The 23572-nt window shown below is 37.4% G+C and carries 23 protein-coding genes; 3 read left to right on the forward strand and 20 right to left on the reverse strand.

The features are described 5' to 3' along the window. Nucleotides 1-19: 19 nt before the first annotated feature. Complete coding sequence (locus tag GX497_03830) at nt 20-1495, reverse strand: aldehyde dehydrogenase (protein ID HHY72351.1); 1476 nt, start codon at nt 1493-1495, stop codon at nt 20-22. 211 nt (nt 1496-1706) lie between these two features. Between GX497_03830 and GX497_03835 the strand changes: the two genes are divergently transcribed. Next, a complete protein-coding gene (locus GX497_03835) occupies nt 1707-2498 on the forward strand; it encodes an IclR family transcriptional regulator (GenBank protein ID HHY72352.1) in 792 nt (263 codons plus the stop codon). A gap of 79 nt (nt 2499-2577) precedes the next feature. On the opposite strand, the gene GX497_03840 is transcribed toward GX497_03835, so the two are convergent. Together GX497_03840 and GX497_03845 are read right to left on the reverse strand one after the other, a co-directional pair. Continuing rightward, nucleotides 2578-3003: a heme-binding protein gene (locus GX497_03840; GenBank protein HHY72353.1), complete on the reverse strand. Its 426-nt coding sequence runs from the start codon at nt 3001-3003 to the stop codon at nt 2578-2580. A 15-nt stretch (nt 3004-3018) separates the two neighbouring features. Next, nucleotides 3019-3219, reverse strand: a complete 201-nt coding sequence (locus GX497_03845; protein HHY72354.1) for a 4-oxalocrotonate tautomerase — start codon at nt 3217-3219, stop codon at nt 3019-3021. Nucleotides 3220-3474: 255 nt separating this feature from the next. Between GX497_03845 and pyc the strand changes: the two genes are divergently transcribed. Continuing rightward, nucleotides 3475-6915, forward strand: a complete 3441-nt coding sequence (pyc, locus tag GX497_03850; GenBank protein HHY72355.1) for a pyruvate carboxylase — start codon at nt 3475-3477, stop codon at nt 6913-6915. 56 nt (nt 6916-6971) lie between these two features. On the opposite strand, the gene GX497_03855 is transcribed toward pyc, so the two are convergent. The 15 genes from GX497_03855 to GX497_03925 form a co-directional block, all read right to left on the reverse strand. Next, on the reverse strand, nt 6972-7265 hold the full coding sequence (locus GX497_03855; protein HHY72356.1) for a 2Fe-2S iron-sulfur cluster binding domain-containing protein: 294 nt from the start codon (nt 7263-7265) through the stop codon (nt 6972-6974). A 99-nt stretch (nt 7266-7364) separates the two neighbouring features. Further along, complete coding sequence (locus GX497_03860; protein ID HHY72357.1) at nt 7365-8279, reverse strand: catechol 2,3-dioxygenase; 915 nt, start codon at nt 8277-8279, stop codon at nt 7365-7367. A gap of 146 nt (nt 8280-8425) precedes the next feature. Continuing rightward, nucleotides 8426-10333, reverse strand: a complete 1908-nt coding sequence (locus GX497_03865; protein ID HHY72358.1) for a hypothetical protein — start codon at nt 10331-10333, stop codon at nt 8426-8428. Nucleotides 10334-10510: 177 nt separating this feature from the next. Continuing rightward, complete coding sequence (locus GX497_03870; protein ID HHY72359.1) at nt 10511-11533, reverse strand: 2Fe-2S iron-sulfur cluster binding domain-containing protein; 1023 nt, start codon at nt 11531-11533, stop codon at nt 10511-10513. A gap of 15 nt (nt 11534-11548) precedes the next feature. Beyond that, on the reverse strand, nt 11549-11839 hold the full coding sequence (locus tag GX497_03875; GenBank protein HHY72360.1) for a hypothetical protein: 291 nt from the start codon (nt 11837-11839) through the stop codon (nt 11549-11551). Nucleotides 11840-11869: 30 nt separating this feature from the next. Then, nucleotides 11870-13378 (reverse strand): toluene hydroxylase, encoded by a 1509-nt coding sequence (locus GX497_03880; GenBank protein ID HHY72361.1) that lies wholly within the window; start codon nt 13376-13378, stop codon nt 11870-11872. A gap of 18 nt (nt 13379-13396) precedes the next feature. Next, complete coding sequence (locus GX497_03885; protein HHY72362.1) at nt 13397-13696, reverse strand: monooxygenase; 300 nt, start codon at nt 13694-13696, stop codon at nt 13397-13399. 15 nt (nt 13697-13711) lie between these two features. After that, nucleotides 13712-14833: a toluene hydroxylase gene (locus GX497_03890; protein HHY72363.1), complete on the reverse strand. Its 1122-nt coding sequence runs from the start codon at nt 14831-14833 to the stop codon at nt 13712-13714. 125 nt (nt 14834-14958) lie between these two features. Continuing rightward, nucleotides 14959-15351 (reverse strand): hotdog fold thioesterase, encoded by a 393-nt coding sequence (locus tag GX497_03895; GenBank protein ID HHY72364.1) that lies wholly within the window; start codon nt 15349-15351, stop codon nt 14959-14961. Between the two features lie 60 nt (nt 15352-15411). After that, nucleotides 15412-16626, reverse strand: a complete 1215-nt coding sequence (locus GX497_03900) for an ABC transporter substrate-binding protein (GenBank protein HHY72365.1) — start codon at nt 16624-16626, stop codon at nt 15412-15414. 161 nt (nt 16627-16787) lie between these two features. Further along, a complete protein-coding gene (locus tag GX497_03905; protein HHY72366.1) occupies nt 16788-17540 on the reverse strand; it encodes an ABC transporter ATP-binding protein in 753 nt (250 codons plus the stop codon). Further along, nucleotides 17537-18325: an ABC transporter ATP-binding protein gene (locus GX497_03910; GenBank protein HHY72367.1), complete on the reverse strand. Its 789-nt coding sequence runs from the start codon at nt 18323-18325 to the stop codon at nt 17537-17539. The genes GX497_03905 and GX497_03910 overlap by 4 nt, the downstream gene beginning before the upstream one ends. Before the next feature lie 25 nt (nt 18326-18350). Next, nucleotides 18351-19379: a branched-chain amino acid ABC transporter permease gene (locus GX497_03915; GenBank protein ID HHY72368.1), complete on the reverse strand. Its 1029-nt coding sequence runs from the start codon at nt 19377-19379 to the stop codon at nt 18351-18353. After that, nucleotides 19357-20235 (reverse strand): branched-chain amino acid ABC transporter permease, encoded by an 879-nt coding sequence (locus tag GX497_03920; GenBank protein HHY72369.1) that lies wholly within the window; start codon nt 20233-20235, stop codon nt 19357-19359. The genes GX497_03915 and GX497_03920 overlap by 23 nt, the downstream gene beginning before the upstream one ends. Before the next feature lie 234 nt (nt 20236-20469). Then, the gene (locus GX497_03925) at nt 20470-21429 is read right to left on the reverse strand and encodes a nitronate monooxygenase (protein ID HHY72370.1); all 960 of its coding nucleotides are present in this window, start codon (nt 21427-21429) and stop codon (nt 20470-20472) included. A gap of 73 nt (nt 21430-21502) precedes the next feature. Here GX497_03925 and GX497_03930 point away from each other — a divergent pair, with 73 nt between their 5' ends. After that, entirely contained in the window at nt 21503-22018 is a 516-nt protein-coding gene (locus GX497_03930) for a gamma carbonic anhydrase family protein (GenBank protein HHY72371.1), read from the forward strand. Between the two features lie 227 nt (nt 22019-22245). Here the strand turns inward: GX497_03930 and GX497_03935 are convergent, their stop codons facing one another. Both GX497_03935 and GX497_03940 read right to left on the reverse strand, forming a co-directional pair. After that, nucleotides 22246-22905, reverse strand: a complete 660-nt coding sequence (locus GX497_03935) for a hypothetical protein (protein HHY72372.1) — start codon at nt 22903-22905, stop codon at nt 22246-22248. A gap of 15 nt (nt 22906-22920) precedes the next feature. Continuing rightward, nucleotides 22921-23412: a matrixin family metalloprotease gene (locus tag GX497_03940; protein ID HHY72373.1), complete on the reverse strand. Its 492-nt coding sequence runs from the start codon at nt 23410-23412 to the stop codon at nt 22921-22923. Nucleotides 23413-23572 lie beyond the last annotated feature (160 nt).

The raw sequence follows: 23572 nt of genomic DNA on the forward strand, positions 1-23572 counted from the left end.
TACACTCCAATCTGTAAGATTAATATTTTAACGTTACATTTGAAAAGTCAGAATAGAAATCAATACTATGCATTCCACCAGTTCTACCGATGCCGCTATGCTTCATACCGCCAAATGGTGTTCGTAAGTCGCGTAAGAACCAAGTATTTACCCAGATTACACCCGCCTCAAGATTACGAGTAACGCGAACAGCACGTTTTACATTACTAGTCCAAACAGTTGCCGCAAGGCCGTAATGTGTATCATTTGCTTTCGTAATTACTTCATCTTCTGAATCAAAAGGCATGACCGTAACGACCGGGCCAAAAATTTCTTCGCGCACACAACGCGCATCATCATGTAAACCAGTAATAATTGTCGGCTCTAGATAATAGCCTTTTTCTAATCCTTCCGGACGCTTTCCACCTGTTAAAATATTTGCACCATCGGCTTTCGCACTATCAATATAGCTAAACACTCTGTCATAATGCTCTTTGCTAACGAGTGCCCCAGTCGTTGTTTCCTCTTTTAACGGATCGCCAACGTTCAATTCTTTCGTCTTCGCAACAAATCTATCAATAAATTCATTGTAAATTGGTCTTTCTACATAAATTCTTGAGCCACAAAGACATACTTCTCCTTGGTTAACAAAACTTGAGCGAATCGTTGTTTCAATACAATCATCTAAATCGGCATCAGCAAAAATGATATTTGGATTTTTGCCCCCTAATTCAAATGACAGCTTTTTCAAATTTTGCGCTGCTGATCTCATAATCGCTGCCCCAGTGCCAGGCTCGCCAATAAAAGAAATCGCATCGATATCAGGATGCTCTGAAATCGCTCCGCCGGCAGAATTCGGTCCAAAACCATGAACAAGGTTGGCCACACCATCAGGTAATCCCGCTTCTTTCATAATTTCCATTAACACTGTTGCTGTCATTGGTGTCCATTCTGCTGGCTTGATGACACATGTATTGCCCATTGCTAAACATGGCGCTAGTTTCCAAGTTAGTAATAATAAAGGCAAATTCCATGGTTTAATAATCCCTACAACCCCGACCGGACGGCGCAGCGTGTAATGTAAGGCAACATCATCCTGCTCATTTGCATCTGTATTAACACCGACGATATAGTCAGCATAAAAATGAAAGTTATAAGCCGCGCGCGGAATATCAATTTTATTTGCTAATGAAACAGGCTTGCCTGTATCCAATGATTCCAAATAAGCTAGTTCCTCTTGTCTTTCTAAAATTAAATCACCGATACGGCGTAAAATTTTTGATCGCTCTTGAACTGTTGTATTTTTCCACGGGCCATTTAATGCTCTTCTTGCTGCGCGAACGGCTAAATCTACCTCTTCTTTTCCACCTTCTGCAACCGTGCCTAGTACTTCTTCAGTTGCAGGATTAATATTTTCAAATGTTTTGTTGTTCAATGATGAAACATATTCTCCGTTAATAAAATGTAAACAATTAATAGACTTCACAGATGAGATTACTTTAACTTCTTCAAGCATTTTCCAAACTCCTCCTTTTATACCGAGTAATTTTTGTGATAATTCCAATAATTATGATAACTACTTCCTGTTGCATATACAACCCCATCATTGTTCTATATGCAACGCTTTCTGCTTTTTTTAATTTTCTTTTCAAAAGCCACTTTTTTTGCTATTGTTTTCTATAGAGAGATTACGTTCTTTTATATGAAACAGTGAGGGGTGTAAAACAGTGACAACAAATAAAAGGAATGATAAAGAGCCTAAAGATAATTTGCTTTCTTCTGTAAAAAACGCACTACTAATCTTAAAAAGCTTTTCAATGGATGAGCCTGAGAAAAAAATTAGTGATCTCGCCGCATCACTTGGATTAAATAAAAGCACAGTAAGCCGCACAATGGCAACTCTAGCAAGTGAAGGATTTGTTTATAAAGACCCAGAAACAAAAAAATATCGCTTAGGAATGACGATTATTTCTTTAAGTGGCATCATCAATAATAATATGGATGTATATCGTGAATCACAGCCGATTTTAAACAAACTTGTTCAGGACATTGATGAAACAGCCCATATCGCTATTCTTGATCATACCGATGTGATTTACATTCAAAAAGTTGAATGCAACCACTACGTAAGAGCTTTGACCCATGTTGGTAGAAGAAACCCTGCTCATTGTACTAGTTCAGGCAAAGTACTGTTAGCCCATGCAGACGAAAGCACTGTTGAGACGGTTATTCAATCAGGCCTTAAAAAGTATACAGAAACAACGATTACCGATGCTGATCAATTTAGAGAACATTTAAATAGAATAAAAGAGGATGGATTTGCCCATAGTATTGGCGAATTTAATGAAGGAGTAAATTCTGTTGCCGCACCGATTTACGACTATACTGGTAGAGTGATTGCCGCTCTAACTGTCGTCGGTCCGGTGCAGCGAATTCAACAAAATAAAATACGGCCATTATCTAAAAAAGTTATTGAAGCAAGTATGGAAATCTCTGATCGAATGGGATATTGGAAATAAATAATTATATTTTTTTATATTACAAAAATTCGGGTTGCTCTTCAGAATTAATGGTATCTCTAGACAACCCTTACATTATTTAAACGAATTGTTCAACAACTTTGATTGCTGCTTCACAGCATTTCTCATCTTCTTCTGCACTTCCACCGCTTACACCAATGCCACCAATCATTTTCCCATCCACTTTTATAGGAAAACCGCCGCCAAAAATAACAAGATTAGGAGTATGTACAATCCCTGTTAAAAGAGCAGGTTCATCCTTAATCATTGGATACCAATCGCCAGTCGGTTTGCCAAAAGCAATCGCCGTATAAGCTTTATTTTGCGAAATTCCAACGCTTAATAGTGGTGCATTGTCCATTCTTGAGAAACAGACTAAATTTCCACCATCATCTACAATTGTAATATTAACGGCAATCCCCATTTCCTTTGCCTTATTCTCTGCTGCCTCAATCATTTGTTTTGCAAGCTCATTAGGAATAGAATACTTTTCAATTAGTTTCATAAAAAAACTCCTTTTCTAATTTACTTTTGAACGTTTCTTCTTTACCGATTCACCAGCAATTCCCCAATGTTCCGGCGGCATCTCATTAATAAGCACGCGCACGGTTTCAATCGGTGCGTCTAACGTTCTACTAACTGTTTTTGTAACTTCTTTAATTAGCTCTTCCTTCATTTCTGGTGAGCGTCCTTCGATAATATTAATCTGAATAAGCGGCATAATCACACTTCCTTCCAATTTTTTGGTATATTATACTACTCTCATAGTAAAGCCTTTTTCACCATGTCACAATGCTACTGTTGCTTTATATGAAATTTATGAATATTTTTTATTTTCTTTATACAGAATAGAGTATATTTGTGTATATTTTTTTGAATTTTTGCTAAAATTATTTGTATCACATTTTGTAGCATATAAAGACTTATCGTTGTTATATAAGAAACAAGAAAATATTGTATAAGAGGAGAGAACGTTATGGCTGAAAGAAAAATTAAAAAAGTACTTGTGGCGAATAGAGGAGAAATTGCAATCCGCGTCTTTCGGGCTTGCACCGAGCTTGGAATTCGCACTGTTGCCATTTATTCGAAAGAAGATAGCGGTTCCTATCATCGCTATAAAGCGGATGAAGCTTATTTAGTAGGCGAGGATAAAAATGCGATTGACGCTTATTTAGATATCGAAGGCATTCTCGAAATCGCAAAAGCAAACAATGTTGATGCCATTCACCCTGGCTATGGCTTTCTGTCAGAAAACGCCCAATTCAGAAAGCGCTCTGCAGAGGAAGGGATTATTTTTATCGGACCAGAATACGAACATTTAGAAATGTTTGGAGATAAGGTGAAGGCTCGACATCAAGCGATCAAAGCAAATATTCCTGTTATTCCTGGCTCTGATGGCCCTGTTCAAACGATTGATGAAGTAAAATTATTTGCTAAAGAGCAGGGCTTTCCTTTTATCATTAAAGCTGCACTTGGCGGTGGTGGCCGCGGTATGCGCATTGTCCGCAGTGAAGCTGAACTTATTGAAAGCTATGAACGCGCAAAATCCGAAGCAAAAGCCTCCTTCGGCAATGACGAAGTATATGTTGAAAAATTTATTGAGAATCCAAAACATATTGAAGTGCAAATTCTTGGTGACAAGTATGGAAATATTGTTCATTTATATGAACGTGATTGTTCGGTCCAGCGTCGCCACCAAAAAGTAGTTGAAGTAGCGCCAAGCATATCTCTTCCCCATGATTTGCGGGAACGAATTTGCGAAGCTGCTGTTCGTCTAATGGAAAAAGTAAACTATGTTAATGCTGGTACAGTTGAATTTCTCGTTACGAAAGATCAATATTACTTTATTGAAGTAAATCCAAGGGTACAAGTTGAACATACGATTACAGAAATGATTACGGGCATTGATATTGTACAATCACAAATTTTAATTGCCGAAGGGCATCCGTTAGATAGTAAAGAAATCGGCATTCCTAACCAAACATTTATAAAAACGCATGGCTATGCAATTCAATCACGGGTAACAACAGAAGACCCAGAAAACAATTTTATGCCTGATACCGGAAAAATCACTGCCTATCGTTCAGGCGGTGGCTTCGGTGTTCGCTTAGATGCTGGGAACTCATTTGCCGGTGCTGTCATCACACCGTTTTATGATAGTTTACTCGTAAAAATCTCAACACATGCGCTCACATTTGAAAAAGCAGCAGCAAAAATGCACCGTAATTTAAAAGAGTTCAGAATTCGCGGTATTAAAACGAACATACCTTTTTTAGAAAATGTCATTACACATGAAAAGTTTCTAACAGGCCAATATAATACGAACTTCATCGATGAAACACGAGAGCTTTTCATCTTTCCAGAGCGAAAAGATCGCGGCACAAAAATGCTAAGCTATATTGGTCATACAGTTGTCAATGGTTATCCTGGTATTGGCAAAGAAAAGAAACCACTTATAAAAAATCCAAGAATGCCAAAAGTAAAAATATCAGAACCATTTCCAAATGGAACGAAACAAATCCTTGATAAAGAAGGTCCAGAAGGTGTTGTAAGCTGGCTTAAAAATCAAAAGGAAGTATTATTAACCGACACAACGTTTAGAGATGCCCATCAATCATTATTGGCTACTCGTATTCGTACAAATGATTTGAAGCATATTGCTGAGCCAACAGCAAGACTCCTACCTAACCTTTTTTCAGTGGAAATGTGGGGCGGCGCCACATTTGACGTTGCTTATCGTTTCTTAAAAGAAGACCCTTGGGTAAGGCTGCAAGTTTTACGAGAAAAAATGCCAAATGTGTTATTCCAAATGCTGTTGCGCGCTTCCAATGCCGTCGGCTATAAAAACTACCCTGATAACGTCATTAAACAATTTGTAAACAAATCAGCGGAAAACGGGATTGATGTATTCCGCATTTTTGACAGCTTAAACTGGGTCCAAGGTATGACATTGGCAATTGATGCTGTCAGAGATTCCAGAAAAATTGCTGAGGCGGCCATTTGTTACACAGGTGATATTGAGGATAGCAGTCGAACAAAATACAATCTAGAGTATTACAAAAAGATGGCAAAGGAATTAGAAAACGCTGGGGCACATATATTAGGAATAAAAGATATGGCTGGATTATTAAAGCCACAAGCGGCCTATACGTTAATTTCAACGTTAAAAGAGACAGTTGATATGCCAATTCATCTGCACACCCATGATACTAGCGGCAATGGCATCTACACGTATATAAAAGCGATTGAAGCCGGTGTCGATATTGTTGATGTCGCTGTAAGTTCGATGGCTGGCTTAACTTCACAGCCAAGTGCAAATACGCTCTACTATGCTTTACAAAATCAAAAACGCCAACCAAAGGTTGATATTCAATCACTTGAAAAATTAGCGCATTATTGGGAAGATGTTCGCCATTACTACAAAGCGTTTGAATCTGGGATGATGGCCCCGCATACAGAGGTTTATAATCATGAAATGCCTGGTGGTCAATACAGTAACCTACAACAACAGGCGAAAGCAGTTGGTCTTGAAAGCGAGTGGGATCATGTCAAGGAAATGTATCGAATTGTTAACGATATGTTTGGCGATGTTGTCAAGGTCACCCCTTCTTCTAAAGTTGTCGGTGATATGGCCTTATTCATGGTCCAAAATAAACTAACAAAACAGGATGTAATGGAACGCGGCGAAACACTTGATTTTCCTGATTCAGTCGTCGAATTTTTCCAAGGCTACTTAGGCCAGCCATATGAAGGCTTCCCTAAAGAATTGCAAAAGATAATCTTAAAAGGACGCGAGGCGATTGCTGTTAGACCAGGGGAATTACTTGAAGCAGTTGACTTTGATGCTTTAGAGAAAGAACTACAGGAAACACTTGAGCGTGAAGCGACTGACTTGGAAGTTATGAGCTATTCATTATATCCTAAAGTATTTGAGGAATATCAACAGTTCTACAACAAATATAGCGATGTGTCTGTTCTTGATACATTAACATTCTTCTATGGCTTGCGTCTTGGTGAAGAAATCGAAGTTGAAATCGAACAAGGAAAAACATTAATCGTTAAACTAGTATCTGTCAGCCAAACTCAGCATGATGGCACAAAGGTTGTCTATTTTGAATTAAATGGACAGCCGCGCGAAGTCATCGTTCATGATGAAAGTGTAAAAGCAACTATCGCTCTAAAAAGAAAAGCAGAAAAGAAAAACCCTCATCATATCGGTGCCTCCATGCCTGGCACGGTCGTTAAAGTGTTAGTTGAAAAAGGCGAAAAAGTTAAAAAAGGTGATCACTTACTAATCACAGAAGCGATGAAAATGGAGACAACTGTACAAGCGCCGTTTGATGGTATAGTGCTTAATATTCATGTTAAAAGCGGTGAAGCAGTACAGGCAGATGATTTGCTGCTTGAATTAGAATAGGCCGTTAGAAAAATAGGCTGACTGCTTTAAATTTAAAGCAATCAGCCTATCTTTTACTATCTAAGTATTTTATTCCTCTCCCGACATGGCTCAATAACCATGTTAGATACTGGCTTGCTTTGACAAGCAAGACGATATCCTGCTCTATGATCTTCATCAGGCAAAACAGATTTCGAAGAAATCCCATCTACTGTTTTACCGGATATAACTTTTATTTTGCACATCCCGCAGCCTCCGCCTTTACATCCTACAAAAATTCCTCCTGCTTGGCGGATTGACGCATTTAAAATGGTTTCATTTGCTTTTACAGAAATTTCTTTATCCTTCACAACTACTTTATACATATTCATTCTCCTACCCCTAAAAAGAAGTTTCCCTTGCCATTTGTTAGCGCTTACCCGCTAAGCCAAATCGAGAAACTTCCTTATTATAATAAGCACATTTATTTTTTATGAGAAAACAGAAGTAAATCTTTCATTTAATTCTCTTTCAAAGTAGAAGATAGCCTTTCCGATTGTATCTTCTGTCCAAGTTATTGTCGGAGAATCAGGATATGTGATGTAGCCTCCGCAGAATACTTCATTACGATTACCTGATGGGTCAAAGAAGTAGATTGTTGTTCCCCTTGTAATACCATGGCGTGTTGGGCCAGCATCAATCATTACATCGTTTTTCGCCATAATATCAGCGGCATTTCTTAACTCAACCCATTCATCTAACCAGAAGGCAAAATGATGAAGGCCATTGTGAGGTCCTTTAATGATTGCGATATCATGCGCTGTGTTTGTTTTGAACAACCATTTAGCAATCGTTTGGTCATTATTTTCGCCAGCCACTAATTGCTCACTAACATGGAAATCAAAAATTTCTAAGAAGATTTTCACAGCTCCCTCAACATCATCACCTGCAATTAAAAGATGGTCTAAACGTGTAGGGTGTATTCCTACTAATCCATCTGGCCATGGATCAGGATTAACAAGCGATAACCCATTACCAACTACTTCAATGTCGTGATACAATTCCATCGTTTGTCCTGTCGGCAAGATAAATCGTACAGCTTCCCCTTCAGCTAAACGTGTTCCTGCAGACACACGCTCCGTTGTAATCCCATAGTTATTTAATTTTTCTTCATAAAGGTCTAAATCTGAAGCAAATTCACATTTAAAGGCCATATGCTCTAAGCCTGCCGAATCGTCTTTTTTCAAAATCACACTATGATGATCATGCTCATCCCAGGCTTTTAAATAAACCCTCTCATCGTCACGGCCTGTTTCAATTAAACCAATGACATTTTTATAGTATTCAATTGATTTCTCCCAGTTTGGACAACGAACTTCAACTCTTCCTAAACGCATAATCGCCATTCAACATTCCCCCTGAATTTTTATATTATTCTTAATTTATAGATTAAAATATTTCAAATGTGTTTCATACCTATGAAATATTCTAATTCTTGTCTATTTTCAGACATTTGCATACAGTATAAATCTTCTAACCAATCTCAATAAATCTACATATCAAATCGCAGCTCACCTAATAGTATCAACATCTGAATGGCTAAAAATAAAGGATAACTTGATGATGGCTGCCGAATATCGACTGCTAGAATATCCTTTATTTTTTCAATTCTATATCGTAAACCGCTAATCGATAACGCAGAGCTGCAGGCCGTTTGCTCTAAATTTCCACCATTTAAAATATAATGATACAGCGTTTTTGTAAGATCCATTCCTTTTTTTCTATCATATTCTAGGAGATCCTTTAACTCTTGTTTTGAATATTTTCTGATTGCTTCCTTATCACCTGTCTGCATCAAAAGTCCGATAATTCCTAGTTCATTATAAACAATAACAGGCTTCGATTTCGAACATAGTTTTACCGCAGCAATGGCTTCTTCATACTGGCTCTTGGCAAATTCAATTTGATTTCCATATGTACTAATACCACCATAGAATGTCTGTTTCGGAACTATTTTTAAACAAAATGAAAGAATTTCATCTGCAAGTTCTTGAATTTTTCTGTTTCTATCACTCAAAACAGCATCCGGAATATAAAGTAAGATGTTATTACATTTATAGGTTAAAAGAATAGGGAGTAACATCTTTTTGAAATATTCCGATAATTTTGCTATTAAATCATCCTTCCATTCCATTTCCTCTTTCATGTCCTGCTCTAAATTATTTATATTTATAGCAACGATATGAAAAGGCTTCAAGAAATCAACATTAATATATTGGCCCATCTTCATTATTTCTTGCTTACTAAGCTTTCCTTTTAATATTTCTTCAAAAATATTGCCGCGCATTCGTTGCTCCGCCTCAATAGCTGTTCTTTCATTTAGCAAATACATCGAACAGACAACAGATGCCCTTTCAATAATCATCGTTTCTAAAATCGAAAACTGATTTGCTTGTCGTATAATCGAACAATAGCCCGTTATTTGCTGATTCGATAAAATCGGGATGAGTAAACGAAAATGATGGTTAGCAACTTCCAATTTGGCCGGCTTAAAATCGTTATGAAATTCTAATTGCATTTCCGCAAATTGCTGTTTTTTTGTATTGATAAAATTAATCATCTGTTGATTACATTGTGTTTTTTCCTTCTCTGTAAAGCCAGCAGCTGCCATAATGTTGAATTGACGGTCCTCAATCATAATCGGTACATCTAATGTTTCATAAAGAACATTTGCTATCGATTGCAAATCATTTCCTTGAATTAATTCCTTCGTCAAGCGTTTATGAATGGTATATGACTTATTTAGGTTATCTCTTTCCTCTTTAATTTTTTCATAAGCGAACTCAAGTTCCTTAATCATGCTTGTTTCGTTAAAATTAAATAATTCTTCAATGCCACTCTCCTCTGTCCATGCCTCAATTGGCTTAGCAATCCAATGACAATGATCATTCCCTTTACCCTCACACCCAATCTCTTTAACGATGACCTTAAATCCTAAAATGGTCGATAAATATCCGCTGGCATAGCCAATTAATTTGTAGCATGTAGGTTCTGCGCTTATTCCAAATAGTTTCTTATATTCTTCTGCTTCATGAGAATGTTTCCATATACCTTCCATATAAAAATCATTGCTTTTGGGAGCGATTTTTAAAACTTTTGTTTGGACATGAGCATGCCCCTGTTGCATATGCATTTTCGGTCCGGCTAAAATCATTTCCTTTTTTGAGGCGTGACGATTATTTTGTAAAATGATTGTAGCATCATGGACACCAAGGCTCCATCCATGTAAAACTAAAAATTGGTTTGCCCGTTTTTTGCCGACCATATCTATTAAACTTTTCCGCAACAACCCCATCGCTGCCGTCGAAGTCATGAAAACTCGTTGATTGTTTTGAAACATCTTTCCATCTACTGGAAAGGGAATAACAGTTTCGTTTTCAATAAAAGCATCAATTTGCAAAATAATCTCACCCCAAAAAATGTCTTGTATACATACAATACCAAAGTTCGTCCTATATTCAAGGCGTTTGTTTCTTTATAGTAAACAATATTTAAAAAATTCGGATTTTTTTGTTTTATTGTTCTACAGAAAAAGTGTCAGATTACCGTTTATACATGTGGCACCTGACACTTTTTATTAAAATTCATCTAAATAAATATGATTACCGCGCAAACCTTTTTCATACAGCGCATCTGTTACAGTTTCACACATAATCGGTGGCCCGCACAGATAGGCATCCATTCCGCTGCATGAATCCATTGTCTTCCTGATTACATCAGCAATAAATCCTCTCTCTCCCTTCCAGTCTGTATCGTCTGAAAGGTTTGATAACGCCGGGATGAAATGAAAATTCGGATATTTCCGTTCTAACTCAAGCCAAGTCTCAACTAAAAATAAATCTTCCTCTGTTCTAGCACCATAGAAAAACCATGCCTCATGTTCAAACGGCTGTGAAAATAATTCCTCTAGCAAAGCCTTAATAGGCGCCATACCTGAGCCACCGGCAACAAACACTAGACTCTTATCCCGATTACGCAGCTGCATTTTTCCATAGGGTCCTGAAGCCTTTACGGTTGCCCCAACCTTCAAGTCACACATATAGTTAGAACCAATCCCATTCGGTATTCTTTTTACATGAAACTGGAGTTTGTTATTGTCATTGCACTTTGTGGCAGCCGAGTAAGCCCTAACTTCTGTTTCACTTTGAACTTGGCATTCAAAAAACTGTCCAGCCGCATATGGAACTGTCGTTGGATTTACTAGCTCTAATTCAATGATGTGGATATCTGGTGTTACTTGTTCGTTTTTTATAATAGCTGCCTCGAAATCAACAACAGGATAAAATGTAATACCATCTTCCTCTTCTTCTTCGATTTCGATTACAAGGTCACTTTCCGCAAGCGTGCTGCAAAGGAGAATCATGCCATCATCTCTTTCAAAGGAGAGAAGAGAGTATTCAGATACTCTCCCCATAATTTCATAGTTTCCTTCTAGCACTCTAGCTTTACAAGCGCTGCAGCTGCCATGACGGCAACCATACGGCGTTTGGATGCCATTGCGAATCAAGGCATCTAAAACCGTTTGCCCTTCTTTGACTTGGATTTGATTGCCGCTAGGTTCAAGAGTGACCTCATATGTTTCAACAGATGTCTTATTCATTATTATAGGCCCCCTTTAGACAGCAATAATTTGAATCGGTGCTCCGTTTCTAATTCCCATTTCAGCCAATGTTTTCTCATCATCAACTTCGACATCTTTGTCGCCAAGAATAGTAACAAGCTTATAGCGATTATGATCTTCATTTAAATTCCATAAGCTTAAACCAGCTTGCTTCAAATCTAATCCTGTCATATCATACTGTGCTCGTAATGCAATATACGTTAATAGCTCATCACCACAAGCTAATGATGTAGGGACAATATGAACTAACAAGTGGTTTGGATCATGTAAATAACTGATTGCCAATTCGTTTCACCTCCAAAGTTTCCATTGCTATTAATTAAATCTCTTATCAAAATTCAGTGCTTGACGATATTGCAGCCAACGCAACCTGTCTCTAGATGAATAATGCTCTCCTGCTTCTTCAGGACTAAATGCTAAATATTTAAAAAGATCCATTGGAACATTTTCTCCAAATTCACCACTTACATAGGCTTCCGCAGGCCACCACATTTGCATATACTTTTGTGGTTCAAATTCAAATAAATGTTTACAGCCTGGTGAGCATGTCATATGAATTTCACCATTATACTCACTATACTGTGTCCACTGCTGTGTTGGCTTATCTGGGTTAACAAATTCTAACGGAATTTGACATACTTTACATACTGACGGTATGCCAGGGCTCGTAACAGCTAAGGCATGGTCACCTTGGCGTCTGTAATAAGAAGCATAATATTTATCAAATGTATCTGGATACTCATTTGATAACCATTCATAATCATCTGGCTGTAGTTTGAAGGTTCTAAAGACGTTTGCATGTTTATAATGGTCCAAAATTCTCATTGTAGCATGGGAATAATGCTCTTTTTCCTTTATGCTGTCTTCTGCATGCAATGGTAAACGAATACCATATTTTCTTAAATCTTTAAATAAGCCATTAAATACTTGTTCTTCAATATAGATTTCAAAAGCTTTTTTCCAAGAAATCGGGCGAATGCGTGGATAGTAATCGACGATAACTGATACTACTGAAAACAATCGATAGGCTCTCCAATACCATTTATCTAACCATTTTTGGACAATCGGTACATTACGGTCATCTTCTTCTAAAAGCATTTTTAATGCTGCCATCCCGAGTGCCATATGCCTTGATTCATCGGATTGCACTGTTTTTCCTGTCGCCGCGAAATGCTCATCCCCAACAGCAGCAGCTGAGGAAGCAAACGGCAGGAACAGAATATTTGTAAAGCAATATTCAAATGAAAAGGAAATAGCCATCAACGCTTCAAATGGCCCCGCACTTAATGCATCCTCGAAAAATGACTTAGGAACCGTGTTAAACCAATGGTTTTCATTTGTCTTAGCATAGGAATGTAAACCGTCGTAATATTTACTCATATGGGCATAATGTTTAATTTCAATTTGGGCATGGCGAAGTTCGTCAATGGCTTGGGCAAAGGTAGCAAAACGAATCGCTTCAATCGGTATATTTCTTCCGATATAAGCCATTAAGCGGTGTGCTTGATATTCAGCAGGCTGAACAGCGACAGCAAACGCTTTTACCCCTTCATACCAGCGAGCATCGACTACTTTTGCATGACCATGATTCGCTTCAAAGGCGTTAACGACCGAATGATAGATTGAATCCTTCTCTGATTGAATTTTTACATATTGATTGTAGGTCATCCGGAAAGGATCTTCCCATTTTTTAGGATCTTTTATAATGATCCCTTCTTTTTCAATCAATGGATATACTTTTTTCATATCAAAATCTTTCGGTTCCCACATTAAATCTCTCGTTAAATATTTATATTGATCTTTCGAACTTAATTTAACTGTCAAAGAACTCACCTCATTTTTTTATTCGACGCTATTCCAGCGAATGACTAGCTGTTCTTCATCCATTTCTTCCATAAAACCAAAATAAGATGCCATATAAATGTGGAGTTCATCCATAGCCCAATCTCTGCCAAGATATTCTTCCACATTACAGCGTTTTATGATTAGCTCGTTCGGAGCCTTTAGTTTAACAAATGTAGAAAAATTATCTACTTCCACGCCAGCATTATCATCCTTGGCAGCGGCAATAATCGCTTTGATTACATCGCCGCCGCTAGTATCTAAATCAATCCCAACATATCGAACTGTATCGATAGACATTTTCATTCCTCCTCTTTATATTGCGGATGTTGCACAAGTAAATGGGATTCCTGCTTTTTTGTAAAGCGGCATAATATCCTCTTCCTCTATCTGCATCAATGTCTCTTCTACATTGATGCCAAGATTATGTTTTTCAAATAATGGCGTAAGTGCCAACACAGCTTGATAAGCTTTTGGATACCATTTCTCTATCCATTCTTGAATGATTTCTAAATTGCTCTTTTCTTCCTCCGGAGTTTCACGCGGGTCAGTAATTGTCCTACCCCAACGATAATCGCCAGGCCAGTCTTCGTATCCTAATGACTTCAAATAATCCCAACGGCTTGCTGGTTTATCATTGGCAAAATGTTTAAATAAAGCAAAAGCCCAATCAGCCTGCCATTTCATTTGTTTATTAATTGTCAAATTCAAGATTGAAAGATGATAATCATTATGCTTGCCCGCTTCTTTCGTCAAATGTTTATACATTAAATTCCCCAATAAAAGATCTAAAGTAAGGTTTTCCGCTAAAATGACTTCCGCCCAATCATCTGTTACTAATAATTCTTCAGCATAGCTACGCAATGGCTGATAGGCAGGTTCATTTAATAGAATTTCTTTACTATTATCAAGGAAATTACCATGATGATCTTGCATATTCATCGCCCATAGTGTAATCCATTGGGCACGGCCCGTTTTATCATAAGCTTGGAATGTCGCGCATTGCTCAATCGGTGTCCCTAATGCATAGCGGATCACATGCTGCATTTGGACATTTTCTCCATATTCGATATGGCGCAATGGTGTATAAATCTCTCGTAAGGCATTGGCCCAGTGTGAAGGAAGATTTTCAATTATTCCGAGCTCTTTCGCATTATTGAAGCCATTCTCTACTTCAATTGCTAGATTCTTCCGATCACGGATGTACGTTGTATACCAATAGCGTTTCGGATCTCTAAATGCTTCCCAATCTGTAGAGCGAATTCTTGTGTAGCGCGGATCATAAAGTTCGTAGTCTCTTTCATCAAAAATATGACGATAATGAAAATGCATATACGTTTGCATTCGCAACGTAACTTCTTCATATTCATTTTTCGTATCCCATGTAAATGGTTTTTCACGAATCGGTTTGATTTGTGATGATTGATTTGTACTCATGCTTCCATGCCCTCCCAAACTTTTTGTTTCATGGCTTTACCTAATAACCACATTGTATTGTAAGCACTTCCAAGTTTATACAACAGCAACTGTTTCATTTATCTGAATATTTAGTATTATGATGTTTATTTCTTTTTGCGATATACCATGCCTTCAGCAGTTGCTAGTAATTGGGCACTTTCATTTCTTACTTCCATACGATAAAATCCTAATTTCGGATTTTTCGATACTTCTTCTGCAATTGCAATTAATTTGTCGCCAGTAAAGCCTGCCGCGATAAAATTCATATTGACATTAATTCCAACCGCTGTTTGTTCGTACGTATTGCTTGCGATGGCAAAGGCAACATCAGCTAGCGAAAAAATTACGCCACCATTAACAGTATTATGGATATTAAGCATGTCGCCCGTAATATTCATCGAAACCTTTGCATAGCCTTCCTTCACCTCATCAACTGTTATGCCTAGAAAATTGGCATAAGGATCTTTCGTCACTTTTTCAAGAATTTTTGCATCCATCTGTTTTCACTCCTTCTTAGTATTTAAAAAGGGGCTGTCAAAAACAGCCCCAATCACGGTTTATTTTTTAATAACCCATTTTCCATCTTTTACTTCTGCTAACACCATGCTATCAGCGGATAAACCATTATGATCTTTTTCAGAGAATGTAAATGTTCCTGTTGCCCCTACAAAACCTTGGACTTTTGTTTCTAAATAATTTCTGATTGCTTCTTTGTCATTTCCGACAGCTTTTAGTGCATCCACTGCTAACAATACATTGTCATAACCATAGGAACCGAAGTTTGTTGGCTCCCCTGAAAATTTTGCAGTGTAAGCATCATAGAAGTTTTTAATAACTTCATATTGCGGGTCATTTTCTTCTATTTGCGTCGGGAATAATAGTTTACCAGTTGGAATTACAACTCCCTCAGCACCGCCTTCAGCAAGCTCAATAAATGTATTATTGGCAATGCCGTGACTTCCAATATAAGGAATTTTAATACCAAGCTCTTTCATATTTTTTGCAACAATCGCAGGCCCTGGATTTGTACCCCAAACAATAAGAGCCTCGGCGCCGGAACTATTTATTTTCGTTAATTGGGCACTCATGTCTGTATCATTTGTATTGTATGATTCAGAAGCTGTGATCTCTAACCCAAAATCCCCTGCTAATGCTTTAAGTTGTTCTAGTCCAGCTGAACCATAGGCATTGGAATCAGATAAAGTAGCAATTTTCTTCATACCTTGCTCCTCAAGATACATATAAACACGTGTTACAGCATGTACATCAGAATGTGGTGTCTTAAATACCCATGTTGATTCCTCGGCAGGCTCAACAATTTGTACAGCAGCTGCTGCCGAAATCATTGGAATTTGATTTTCCATAGCCAAGCCTTTCATCGCTAAACTTGGCCCAGTTGTTGAAGTCCCAATGATAATATCAACCTTTTCGTCATGAATGAAACGATTCATTTCTTCAATTGCCTTTTCTTGCTTCGATTCATCATCTGCTAGAAGAATCTTGACTGGTACACCATTAATTCCGCCATTAGCATTAATTTCTTCTTCAAGTAATAAAGTCGCATTCCATTCAGGCTCGCCTAGCGGACTAGCAGGTCCAGTTTTTGAATAAATCGCACCGATTTTGTAGACTTCTGGTGCCTCTGTTGTTGCTTCACCTTTATTATCATTTGCAGGCTGAGTAGTGTTGCCTGTTTGTTGCTGACCTCCACATGCAGTAAGAATCATTCCTACTAAAAGAAAAATAACCCCAAAATTTAACCATTTTTTCATTGTTTACCCTCCATATTTTTCAAAAAATTTATTTCAGTCAATTAATTATTTGGATTATTTTAAAGGTACAGAAAATTCAAGTCGCATCTTTCTATTAATCTTCTATATTCCAAATAAAGAATTAACATAAAATCTAGTTTCTTCTTTACTACTAAAAACAGTTATCCTACGGCATGACCTAAAAAAGCTTCTTTTATTTTTTCATCATGTAATAACTCTTTTGCACGCCCTTCTTTTACAATTTCGCCATGCTGCATCACATAAGCACGGTCAGATATCTTTAGAGAGGCAAATACATTTTGCTCAATTAATAACACTGTCGTATCATAGTGGTCACGCAAATTTTTCGCTAACTCTAGCACCTCTTTTACAATTAGCGGTGCTAATCCTAATGATGGTTCATCTAAAAGTAATAATTCAGGCTTTGACATAATCGCTCTAGCAATTGCCAGCATTTGTTGCTGCCCACCTGATAATGTTCCGGCAAGCTGATTTTTTCTTTCCTCCAAAATCGGGAAAATTTCAAAGAGCTTTTGAATCTCTTCATTCACATTTTTCCTTTTTGTTTTATGATAATGATGAAAGGCACCAAGATGTAAATTATCAATTACGCTCATCGTTGAAAATACTTGGCGATGCTCAGGAACATGGATTAGATGGCGCCTAACAATTTTTTCAGCTGATAGCTTATGTATCGCCTCACCTTTGAAAAGAATTTCACCGGCTTCGGCATTATACAGCCCTGAGATTGTTTGCAATAACGTCGTTTTTCCAGCTCCATTTGCCCCCAATAAGGCAACGATTTCCCCCTTATTCACATGAAAGGACACATTATTAAGCGCTTTTATCGGACCATAACTAAAATGTAAGTTTTTCACTTCTAGCAATCTGTCATGATCAATCCTTTTAATCATCCTGTCACCTCAATTTTTTCCTCATCTTCTTCACCGAGATACGCTGCAATAACTTTTTCATTGTTTTGAATTTCCTTTGGGGTTCCTTCTGCAATCTTCATCCCTTGATCAAGAACGATAATCTTGTTACAAATACCCATCACTAAATCCATATCATGTTCTACTACAAAGATAGAAATGCCTTTGTCACGAATTTTCTTTATTAATTGACTCATTTCAAGTGTTTCCTGATGGTTCAAACCTGCGGCAATCTCATCTAATAATAATAGTTCAGGTTTAGTAGCTAACGCCCTTGCTAATTCTAGCAAACGAAGTTTTCCTAACGGTAAACTTCCTGCGCTCACATCATATATATCTTCAAGTCCAACAAATTTAATCTGCTCCATTGCTGCACTATAAATGGTTTTTTCCTCCTTTTTGGCAATAGGCAAGCGTAAGGCCGCAGCGAGCATCCCTGATTTTGTCCTTGAATGATGACCAACCATCACATTTTCCAACACTGTCATATTTTTGAACACTTGTATATTTTGGAATGTTCTTGAAATCCCTAATTCACATACTTTGTAAGATGGCAGCCTATCAATTCTTTTCCCTTTATATTTAATCTCACCTGAAGTTGGTGGAAATACCGTAGATAACATATTAAACATTGTACTTTTTCCAGCCCCGTTTGGACCAATTAAACCGACGATTAAGCCTTCTTCAAGCGTAAATGAAACATCACGATTTGCGACGACACCTCCGAAGCTTTTCGTTAAATTAGTAACCTCTAGCAAGCTTTTCATCCAATCCCACCTCTCCATTTAATACTTACATATTTTCAGAGACTTTAATTTTCTTTGATTTTGCAAGCCAAGATCGGAATACTTGCACAACTGTCGGAAATAAGCCTTTTGGGAGAAAAATAACAACAGCCATTAATATAAGCCCATAAAGTACATGCTCAAAATCACTTGTAATAAAAGGGATATATTCTCCAAGAATCTTAACAATGATGCCGATTAACGTAATTAAGAGAGAACCAACAACTGCCCCCCAGATGCTAATACTTCCTCCTAAAACAACCATCGCTAGAAAAATAATCGAGGTTTCCAGTGTGAAAGAAGTCGGAGAAATGCTATAGCTCATATGAGCCATAAGCCAGCCTGCTAATCCTGAGAACATCGCTCCTATTATGAACACTTGCATTTTATATTTGCCAGCATCAACACCCATGGCGCTCGCGGCAATCTCACTGCCATGAATGGAACGGAGCGCACGCCCGATTCTTGAGTGAATAATATTTAAAGAAATAATAATGACAATCATCGCAAAAGCCCATACGAAATAAAAATAAGGGACCCCTGACATGAAGGTATAGCCAAAAAGAGACACCTTTGGAATTCCGTACAGGCCAGATGCACCTTTTGTGACATCCTTCCATTCAACTAATAAAACATGGACAATAATCCCAAACGCAAGTGTAGCCATTGCTAAGTAATATCCGCTTAAGCGTGACATTGTAAAACCAATCAGGAAGGCAACAGCAGCTGGAAGTACGATAGCAAAAATCAACCCTACCCAAGGATTAAAGTGATAAGTTGTTGTCAATACAGCGGTTGTATAGGCACCTACTCCGTAAAAAGCTGCATGTCCTAAAGAAATTTGACCAGCAAAGCCCATTAACAGTCCTAAACTAACGGCAACGATTGTATAGATGCCAGCAAAGGTTGCTTTTGTAATATAAAAGGATTGAGTAATAAGCAACGGAAAAATGGCAACGAGCAACACGAATACGAGTAAGCCAAGCCAGCTTGTTTTTTGGAGACCTTTCAAACTACAGTCCTCCTTTTCCAACATTCTTTTCGCCTAAGATTCCATATGGGCGTATTAATAAAATGATTAAAATAACGGTAAATACAATGGCATCTTTCATTCCTGAACTAATATAGCCGGCACCTAAAGATTCCATTAACCCAAGAATTAGACCGCCGAGTACAGCACCTGGGGCGCTACCTAATCCTCCAAGTATACTTGCTGAAAAACCTTTAATCCCTAGCATCGACCCCATGTCATAGGCTGGAAATAGGATTGGTGCGATAGCAAGTCCAGCAATGGCGCCAAGTGCAGCGCTTAATATAAAGGAAAAGGATGACATTTTTGTTGGGCTTATACTCATTAATCTCGCAGCCAATGGGTTAGCGGAACAGGCGCGGAAAGCTTTGCCAATCATCGTTCTTTCCATTATAAAATATAATAACGTTACACAAATGAGCAGAATAACCATTACCCATATACTTTGCGGGGTAATCGCAGCACCGAAAATAGCAATTGGTTCATTATTCATAAACGGCTCGATTTTTACTGGATTTTTCCCCCAAACAATACTTCCCATTCCGCGGACAAAAATAGAGGCGCCAATTGTTAAAATAATTAAACTTAACGCATCCGCTTTTCGCGCCCTTCGAATGACAGTTAATTCTAATAAATAGCCTAGAATAACAACTATCACAATTGTTAAAAAAAATGCTATAAAATATGGCACTCCCATCGAAAGTAGGGTGAACATTGTCATGCCGCCCAACATTACAAATTCTCCCTGGGCTAAATTAATGACCTTTGTTACGCTATATACTGTTACAAAACCTAAGGCAACGATCGCGTAAATACTACCGATTGTTAAGCCAGTAATCAAAAATTGCAAAAGCTCCCCCAATCATATCCCTCCTACATATTATGTATGACGTTTTTGCCACGAGTAATTTACTAGTGATATATATTTAGAATAATATCGCTTCCACTACCAAATTGTCAATAATATTTTAAATATTTTAAATATTTCTTATATTATTTTGTTTAAAAAAATATTCCATCAACCAACGATTGTTTCTTACAAGTTTAGCTGATGGAATAAATCAATATATATGTTACCCGTTACTATTACGTATTGTTATTTTATCTCACATAATGTACTTGGAACTTTCATAGCTTGATTCGCTTCCTCTATCATCCTCTCTATAAATTCTTTTACAGTTGGGATATCATTGATTAATCCCGAAATTTGCCCACCATTAATGAAGCCTTCCTCCAGATTACCATCGACCGCACCGATTTTATGGTATTTTTCACTCGTGAGTTCACTAAATTTTTCAAGTGTATAATCTTCGTCCTGTTCGAAATCTAATAGTTTCTTCGCATACGGTGTTTTCAAAACTCTTCGCACTCGGTTTACAGAGCGCCCAACGATGACCGTATCTACATCTGTTGCCGCTACTATTCTATTCTTATATGCATCACTGAAAGGAGCTTCCTTTGTTGTAATGAAACGAGTACCAATTTGAACGCCGCTTGCACCTAGCATCAGCATTGCTGCCAAGCCACGGCCATCAGCAATACCTCCGGCAGCTACAACAGGTACTTTTACTTTATCAACAATTTGCGGAATTAATGTTAATGTTGTACTTTCATAGTTTGAATTAATCCCTGCTGCCTCATACCCCTCTGCAACAATGACATCCGTCCCAGCCCTTTCTGCCTTCTCAGCATGATGTACAGAACCAACCACTGTTACGACTTTAATCCCTCTATCATGTAATCTTCCTACATATGGTGATGGGTCTCCAGCCGATAAAGAAACAACCGGTACATGATGTTTGATTACTAATTGTATTAATTCTTCTACGTATGGCGAAACACCTATTGCAATATTCACGGCGAACGGTTTATCTGTTATATCTTTCGTTTGTAAAATTATTTGCTCAAGCTCTTCCGGTGTCATTGTACCAGCACCTATCGTCCCTAATCCCCCAGCTTCTGATACTGCCGATGTTAATCTAGCATTGCTAATATTGCCCATACCACCTTGGAATACTGGATATTTAATTCCTAAAACCGAACACAATATACTCATTTTTTACCACCCCGTTAAAAAAATGTTATAATAAACCTTGTATATAAATTACCATATCTAGGGGGAGTTGGAAATGCTTTATCCGTATAAAAATAAAATGCCGAAAATTGACGAAACTGTCTTTATCGCACCAGGTGCTAGAATAATAGGGGATGTAACAGTTGGAAAGGAATCTAGCATTTGGTTTAATGCTGTCTTAAGAGGGGATGAAGCCCCAATCCATATTGGGGAAAGATGCAGTATTCAAGATAATTCGACATGCCATTTATATGAGGGGCAGCCTCTTATCGTAGGTGATGATGTAACCGTAGGCCATAATGTCATCTTACATGGCTGTAAAATTAACAATGGAGCATTAATCGGGATGGGCTCCACTATTTTAGATGGTGCTGAAATCGGTGAATTTACTATTATCGGAGCGAATACATTAATTCCTCCCGGTAAAAAAATACCACCACGTTCACTTGTGGTAGGTTCTCCAGGAAAAGTAGTGCGCGAATTAAACGAGAGTGATTATGAGTTGCTAAAGCTTTCCGTAGAGACCTATGTCCAAAAGGGAAAGGAATATAAAGAGCAGTTGTCATTGTAATTGAAAAACAGCAAGTATTATAAATTGGTTTCCAATATAGGGTATCGTTAGGAATGCGATTTACAACAGTAAGGGAATACCGATATTAAAAAGCCCGTTTCAAAGGGCTAGGATTAGTCTGTTCTTTGAAACGAGCATGGTTGTGTTATGTTAATTTTCCTGCATATATCAATTTAATATGACTATAGACGAGGATTGTAACACCAATTAAAAATTGAACAGATAATTTATTCTTCAAATTTTGAAGTAAATCTTTCTCTTTTAACTTTTATAATTTCATCTTGAAATGCTTTTCGATATTCTTGATATTCTTTTAAAGAATTTATGTTTTGTTTTAACTGATTAGCGGAAGTATTTAAAAGTATGTTTGAATTTGGGCCAGATATTAAAATAGAACCGTCTTTTTGTGCATAGCCTAAGAAAATATAGAATTTATTAGCTTCTGGAAGTTCGTCATTCTCAAAGACAAATACTGCTTTATTGTCTTGGGTTACTCCACCATGTTTTAAGACGTCGATGGGACTATCTTTTTTCAATTTGCCCTTTATGTTATCAACTACCTCAATCGTATAACTGGTATATGGAGTGCCTACTTCTTTTGGTTTACCATTTTCATCTTCCATAGTTACTACGTCTTTGTAAATAGTTCCATTATTACTTACTACTTTACCTACAAAAACATAATCGGAAATTCCAACTGCTTCATTTTTATTATTAACATCATACACAAAACTTCCCCTTATCGGATATACAGGAAGTTTACTTATATCAACACTTGATTCAGCAACCCCACTATCATTGTTTTTAGATATAGAATTCACCCCAACTGCTCCTCCCACGACAAGCACAGCAGTAACAGCAATAAGAATATTTTTCTTGAATTTCATAAAATCTCCCCCCCTTTAATATCTTTTATATGACTCATCATAAGATTCTTTATCATTTGCGGATAAAGTTGTTATACTTGTTTGGCTAGGACCCATGATATCGCTTGATGTGCTATGAGCTAATCCAAGTGCGTGTCCAAGTTCGTGAGTAGCCGTGTTTGTTCTTTGAGTAGAAGTAGAATCCTTTAAATAAAACTTATTCATTTCGATTTTTCCGCTTGGGTAAGTAAGACCTGTATTACCGTTTGCGATATTTATATCGCTAACATAAACATCTTCTATGGTAGAAATGGTATCAGGTCTTATTACGCCGCTTTTATAACCATTCCATATAGAAGCACCAGTATTAATGTGGCTCATATAAATACTATCTCCAGCATAATCAAGATGTTTACCTGAATCGACTAAATGCCAGCTCGTAATATACGATTTAGCGAAAGCAGGTACGCTTAAAGCAAATGTTAATGATGCGACTGTTAATGCAGTTAACAATGTTTTTTTTATCATGATAATACCTCCCTTTTGATTAATAACCAAATATTAGATACTATTTACTATAAAGTCTATAAATCTTGGATAACAGGACGAAATACAGGGATAACAGGATAGTTTTTAAGGATGACAGGATTCATTGAAAATTCCACTTAATTGATAAAGCTGTATAAAT

This window comes from Bacillus sp. (in: firmicutes), from assembly GCA_012842745.1.
In the GTDB taxonomy this organism is placed as follows: Bacteria; Bacillota; Bacilli; order Bacillales; family Bacillaceae_J; genus Schinkia.